5 protein-coding genes and 1 pseudogene are annotated in these 5,701 nt (G+C 64.1%); 5 read left to right on the forward strand and 1 reads right to left on the reverse strand.

All coding sequences use genetic code 11. The features are described from left to right. The first annotated feature begins 71 nt into the window (after positions 1-71). The 3 genes from EN914_RS21865 to leuC all read left to right on the forward strand — a co-directional run bounded on the left by EN914_RS21865 (position 72) and on the right by leuC (position 3,308). Entirely contained in the window at positions 72-881 is an 810-nt protein-coding gene (locus EN914_RS21865; RefSeq protein WP_024504985.1) for an amino acid ABC transporter permease, read from the forward strand. A gap of 54 nt (positions 882-935) precedes the next feature. Further along, positions 936-1,571, forward strand: a complete 636-nt coding sequence (locus EN914_RS21870) for a class I SAM-dependent methyltransferase (protein WP_024504986.1) — start codon at positions 936-938, stop codon at positions 1,569-1,571. Between the two features lie 327 nt (positions 1,572-1,898). Beyond that, the gene (gene leuC / locus EN914_RS21880; RefSeq protein ID WP_013528868.1) at positions 1,899-3,308 is read left to right on the forward strand and encodes a 3-isopropylmalate dehydratase large subunit; all 1,410 of its coding nucleotides are present in this window, start codon (positions 1,899-1,901) and stop codon (positions 3,306-3,308) included. Between the two features lie 38 nt (positions 3,309-3,346). Here the strand turns inward: leuC and EN914_RS21885 are convergent, their stop codons facing one another. Then, entirely contained in the window at positions 3,347-3,664 is a 318-nt protein-coding gene (locus tag EN914_RS21885; RefSeq protein WP_013528869.1) for a hypothetical protein, read from the reverse strand. Between the two features lie 159 nt (positions 3,665-3,823). Here EN914_RS21885 and EN914_RS21890 point away from each other — a divergent pair, with 159 nt between their 5' ends. Both EN914_RS21890 and EN914_RS21895 read left to right on the forward strand, forming a co-directional pair. Continuing rightward, complete coding sequence (locus EN914_RS21890) at positions 3,824-5,020, forward strand: GGDEF domain-containing protein (RefSeq protein ID WP_024504987.1); 1,197 nt, start codon at positions 3,824-3,826, stop codon at positions 5,018-5,020. A 73-nt stretch (positions 5,021-5,093) separates the two neighbouring features. Next, a pseudogene (locus EN914_RS21895) lies at positions 5,094-5,701 on the forward strand (GGDEF domain-containing protein); the annotation flags it as partial.

Below are 5,701 nucleotides of genomic sequence, written 5' to 3' on the forward strand. Positions count from 1 at the left end.
CTGCCAATCTCCCCTCTTGAGGGGGAGATGGCCGGCAGGCCAGAGGGGGGTGCCTTGGCGCAATCCTTTTGATGCCTCCCGCCTCTTCCTCCAAAGCCGACTTCCCCTGGTGGCTTGTCGTAGCCGTAACCATCGCGATCGCGGTGGCCGTCTTCGTCGCCACCAGCAATCTCTATGCCCAGGTGTTCGCCACGGTCGCCAAGGGCATCGGCGTCACCATCTTCGTCACCGTGGTCGCCTTCGTGCTGGCTTCGGCCATCGGTCTCGGCGTTGCGCTGATGGGAATGTCGGGTTCGCGCTGGCTGCGCCAGATCGCGCGCTTCTATGTCGAGATCATCCGCGGCGTGCCGATCCTGGTACTGTTGTTCTGGATCGCCTTTGCCGGCGCGCCGGCCTTCGTCGCGGCCTGGAACGCGCTGACCGCGCCGCTGCAAAGCGCCGGCCTGTTCGGCGAGCTTTTGGTGCGCGACGTGTCGCTGTTGTGGCGCGCCATCATGGCGCTGACCATCGGCTATTCGGCTTTCATCTCGGAGGTGTTCCGGGCCGGCATCCAGGCGGTGGAGAAGGGCCAGATCGAAGCGGCGAAGGCGCTCGGGCTGACCCGCGCGCAGCGTTTCCGGCTGATCGTGTTTCCACAGGCGATCCGCACCATCCTGCCGCCGCTCGGCAATGATTTCGTCGCGTTGGTCAAGGATTCCTCGCTGGTCTCGGTGCTCGGCGTTGCCGACATCACGCAGATGGGCAAGGTCTACGCCGCCGGCTCGTTCCGTTTCTTCGAGACCTATTCGATAACAGCCTACATCTATCTCATCCTGACCGTCGGCCTGTCGCTGGCGCTCAGGGCGCTGGAACGGCGGCTGCGCCGCCAGCACGAGGAATAGTCTTTCGGCCAAGGCAGCGCTACGATCCCCGAGCATTCCCGTTGAGGAGGTCCCATGATCGTCGACAAAGCCAATGCGGCGCTGGATTCCGTCTATACGGCCGACACGCCGGAAGCGCTTGAAGAGGCCTATGCCGCATGGGCCGCGACCTATGACAGCGAGACCGCCTCGCTCGGCTACCTCCTGCCTTTCCTGATCACCGCCTGGGTGGCGCGCCATGTGCCGGCGGGCGATGGCCCGTTGCTCGATGCCGGCTGCGGCACCGGCCTGTCGGGACCGTCGCTGAATGCGCTCGGCTACCGCGACATTGCGGGGCTCGACCTCTCGGACGATATGCTGAAGATCGCCGGCAGCCGCAATGCCTACAGCGAACTGAAGCAGGCAATGCTGGGCGGTCCGCTGCCGTGGCCGGACGGGTATTTCCGCGCCTTCTTCTCGACAGGCGTGTTCACCATCAGCCATGCGCCGGCAACAGGCCTGCACGAACTGGTGCGCATCATCCGCAAGGGCGGCCATGCGATCTTCACCGTGCGCGACCGGGTGTTCGAGAGCGGCGGCTTCCAGGCGGTGTTCGATGAGTTGGAGCAGACTGGGAAATGGCGGCCGGTCGAGGAAAGCCCGTGGTTCCGCTGCTATGCGATCGCCGAGCCGGATGCGCTGGTGAAGACTTTTGTGTTTGAAGTGATCTGAGCGGCGCGTTCTCCGATCTTGGCTTCCTTCCTCTCCCCCTGAAGGTGTGGAAGTGAGGACGAGGAACCCGAGTTCTGCGAAGGCAGCTTCCAATTGCCGAAAACCCAAAACATTGATATGAGCCACGCCATGGAAGAGCTTTTTGGCGATCCGGCCTACAAGGGGTTCGTGCTGCAGGACAGAAAACGCCTGCCGTCGCGCTTCTCCGCGCGCGTGTCCGGGGCGCTGACCAGCCGACTACCCTAGGCCGACCCATCGGGGTCGTTTCGCCGGGCCGGAGGTCCGGCACCTGCTCTTTCCCATTCTCATATCGACGGATTTACGCACATGAGCGCACCGCGCACCCTCTACGACAAGATTTTCGACGACCATGTCGTCGATCGCCAGGAAGACGGCACCTGCCTGCTCTACATCGACCGCCACCTGGTCCATGAAGTGACCAGTCCGCAGGCCTTCGAAGGCCTGCGCATGACCGGCCGTAAAGTCCGGCATCCGGAAAAGACGCTGGCCGTGGTCGATCACAATGTCTCGACTTCGCCCGAGCGCAAGTTCGGCATCAAGAACGAGGAAAGCCGCATCCAGGTCGAGGCGCTGGCCAAGAACGCCAAGGATTTCGGCGTCGAATATTATTCCGAGAACGATATCCGCCAGGGCATCGTCCACATCATCGGTCCGGAGCAGGGCTTTACACTGCCCGGCATGACCATCGTCTGCGGCGACAGCCACACCTCGACGCACGGCGCTTTCGGCGCGCTGGCGCATGGCATCGGCACATCCGAGGTCGAGCATGTTCTGGCGACGCAGACGCTGATCCAGCGCAAGGCCAAGAACATGCTGGTGCGTGTCGACGGCCAATTGCCGGAAGGTGTCACCGCCAAGGACATCATCCTGGCCATCATCGGCGAGATCGGCACTGCCGGTGGCACCGGCTATGTCATCGAATATGCCGGCGAGGCGATCCGTGCGCTGTCGATGGAGGGCCGCATGACGATCTGCAACATGTCGATCGAAGGCGGCGCGCGCGCCGGCCTGATCGCCGCGGACGAGACGACCTTCGCCTATGTCAAGGACAAGCCGCGCGCGCCGAAGGGCGCGGCCTGGGATGCGGCACTCGAATACTGGAAGACGCTACAGTCCGACGAGGGCGCGCATTTCGACAAGGTGATCGTGCTCGACGCGGCCAAGCTGCCGCCGATCGTCTCCTGGGGCTCCTCGCCCGAGGACGTCGTGTCGGTGCAAGGCATCGTGCCGAACCCGGACGACATCACCGATGAGAACAAGCGCACCTCCAAGCAGCGCGCGCTCGACTATATGGGTCTGACGCCGGGCACCAGGATCACCGACATCACGCTCGACCGCGTCTTCATCGGTTCCTGCACCAATGGCCGCATCGAGGATCTGCGCGCCGTCGCCAAGGTGGTCGAAGGCAAGACGGTCAGCCCGCATGTCGATGCGATGATCGTGCCGGGCTCCGGCCTGGTCAAGGAACAGGCGGAAGCCGAAGGCCTCGACAAGATCTTTGTCGCCGCCGGTTTCGATTGGCGCGAGCCGGGCTGCTCGATGTGCCTGGCCATGAACGACGACCGGCTGAAGCCGCATGAACGCTGCGCCTCGACTTCGAACCGCAATTTCGAGGGCCGGCAAGGCTTCAAGGGCCGCACCCATCTGGTGTCGCCGGCGATGGCGGCCGCGGCGGCGATCGCCGGCCATTTCGTCGACATCCGCGAGTGGAAGTAGTCCGGACTTGAACGGACCCGAGCCGCACCCGGCTCGGGTCAACGCTTCCCGTCACGGCGGACGAGTTCGTGGAACTCCTCGCGGCGTCCGGGCTGTTCGGCCGCGACCACAAGCGCAAGCTGTTGTTCCTCGAAGAGCTTGAACCATTCGTCCCATTCGACGAGTTCATAGCCTCCCGCATTGAGCGGCCGTTCAGGCTGGTCCTGATCCTGATAGGCGTGCTGGCCGAAGACCAGCCTCAACATGGGCTGCGTCCCCGCTTCGGGCGAGATGTCGACGATTGCGGGAAAGCCGGCGCGCCCGGCAGCCCACGAGCGGATCGCATCGTGGTCGGTCAGTGTGATTGTGTCGGCCATCGGTCGCTCCAGATTGTCAACGAAGGAACGCTGACCGGAGACGGCGGTTCCCTGACATTATTTTGAGATGGCGGTCCTGCCTACCGCGTGGCTTAACCGCTTGTTTGGGCTTGCCCTCTAAGCTCTTCCCCGACGTAAGCGAGGGGAAGTCATAGTCGTTTGGACACGGGTCTGCTCATAGCGCTGCTCAACCCGACGATCGCGCTGGCGCTCGGCGCGGCGTTCCTCGTGCTATGGTCCTATCAGCGCCACCGCCCCTATCTGGCCGTGCTGGCGCTCAGCTACAGTCTCTCGGCGGTGGGCTTCCTGCTTCAGTATTTCACCTTGCCGATCGGCATGCCGCTGACCAAGCTGGTGTCGAACATCTGCTTCAGCATCGCCGGCTGCTGCCTGGCCGGCGCCATCGTCCACCGCTATGGCCGCAAGGTGCCCTATGTGGGGATCGGCGCGCTGGCCTGCGGGGGACTGGCGTCGTTCTGCTGGTTCCTGTTCATCGCGCCGGATCTCACCTGGCGCATCCTGGCGATGAATTTCGCTTTCGGCGGTATCAGCCTTCTGGTTGCCGCCGAACTGCGCCCGGTGCGCAACAGCGGCCCGACGGAGAAAATCCTGTTCGTGCTGTCGCTGCTGTCGGGCGTCAACTTCTTCGTGCGCACCCTTGTCGTCGTCATCGCGCACGGGCCCTTCACGAGCTATGACGGGTTCTATGGCTCGTCCTACTGGACGACGGCGCTGCTGTCGCACGCGCTGCTGTCGCTGCTTATCGCGCTGTGCCTGTTTTCCGCCGCGGCACTCGACGTGTTGAAGGCGTTGAAGACCGAGACCTTTACCGACCCCCTGTCGGGCCTGCTCAACCGGCGTGGCTTCGAGGAGCGCGGCATGCTGCTCTTGCGGCACTGCGCCTCGGCGCGGTTCCCGGTCGCGTTGGTGCTGGCCGACCTCGATCATTTCAAGGCGCTCAACGATGTGCATGGGCATGGGGCGGGCGATCGCGTGATTGCCGATTTCGCCGCCAAGCTTCGGTCGGCGGCCGGCGCGCGCGGTGTTGCCGGGCGTATCGGCGGCGAGGAATTCGCCGTGCTGCTGCCACTCAGCGATCTTGCCGCGGCACGGCTGTTCGCCGAAGCGGTGCGCACGGTCTATTCGGCCGGCCATGTCGACGGGCTTCCCCAGGGAACGAAGGTGACGGCAAGCTTCGGCGTGGCGGCCCGCAGCGGTGACGAGGCGCTGGAGCCGCTGATGCGCCGTGCCGACGATGCGCTCTACAAGGCCAAGAAGAACGGCCGCGACAGTGTACGCCTGTCCTATGAGCGGCCGGAAACGGCGTTCCTGCCGGAGCCGCTCAAGACCGGCTGAATCCTGGCCGGCCAGGACGTTAACGTCTTCTTCGCCCGTCGATGATTAGCTGTCGGCGCGGGTGCGGGAGAACATGAGCGGCGCCAACTTCATCCTGTTGATCAATCTGTCGGTTGCCGGCCTGCTGGCGGCCTGCTTCATGGCGGTCGCCTTCCACGATGTCGGCCGGGCGCCGGCGCGCTGGCTGGCATTTGGCTATCTGCTGGGCATGGCCTATTCGGCCATCGAATTCTCCATTCCCGCTTTTGCCGACGCGCGGCTCCCGGTCGTTGCCGCCTTCGCGGTCTTCCTTGCTGCCACCATTGCGTTCAATGGCGGGCTTGCCCGCAAATACGGCGTGGCGCCGCCCTGGAAGGCGATGCTGTTGTTCCTGTTGGCCACCACCATAGCTGTGTATTTCGTACAGGACCTGCCCCGCCAGTCGCTGATCCGCATCATGGCCTACCAGCTTCCCTATGCGGTCATGCAGTTCATCGGGCTGGCCATCGTCTGGTCATCGAGGCAAAAGCTTGACCGTCTCGATCGCATATTGATGGCCGTGCTGGCGGCGAGCGGCCTGCAGTTTGCCTCCAAGCCATTCATCGCCCATGCGCTCGGCGGCTGGGGCGCCAATCCGCAAGCCTATCTGCAAAGCAACTACGCGCTGGTGTCGCAATCGCTCGGCACTGTCTTTGCGCTAGC

The organism is Mesorhizobium sp. M7A.F.Ca.CA.001.08.2.1 (genome assembly GCF_003998455.1).
Taxonomy (GTDB): domain Bacteria; phylum Pseudomonadota; class Alphaproteobacteria; order Rhizobiales; family Rhizobiaceae; genus Mesorhizobium; species Mesorhizobium ciceri.

Excerpts from the sequence above, each read along its gene's own strand:
- EN914_RS21865 (WP_024504985.1), top strand. The coding sequence starts at position 72 with ATGCCTCCCGCCTCTTCCTCCAAAGCCGACTTCCCCTGGTGGCTTGTC.
- EN914_RS21870 (WP_024504986.1), top strand. The coding sequence starts at position 936 with ATGATCGTCGACAAAGCCAATGCGGCGCTGGATTCCGTCTATACGGCC.
- leuC (WP_013528868.1), top strand. The coding sequence starts at position 1,899 with ATGAGCGCACCGCGCACCCTCTACGACAAGATTTTCGACGACCATGTC.
- EN914_RS21885 (WP_013528869.1), bottom strand. The coding sequence starts at position 3,664 with ATGGCCGACACAATCACACTGACCGACCACGATGCGATCCGCTCGTGG.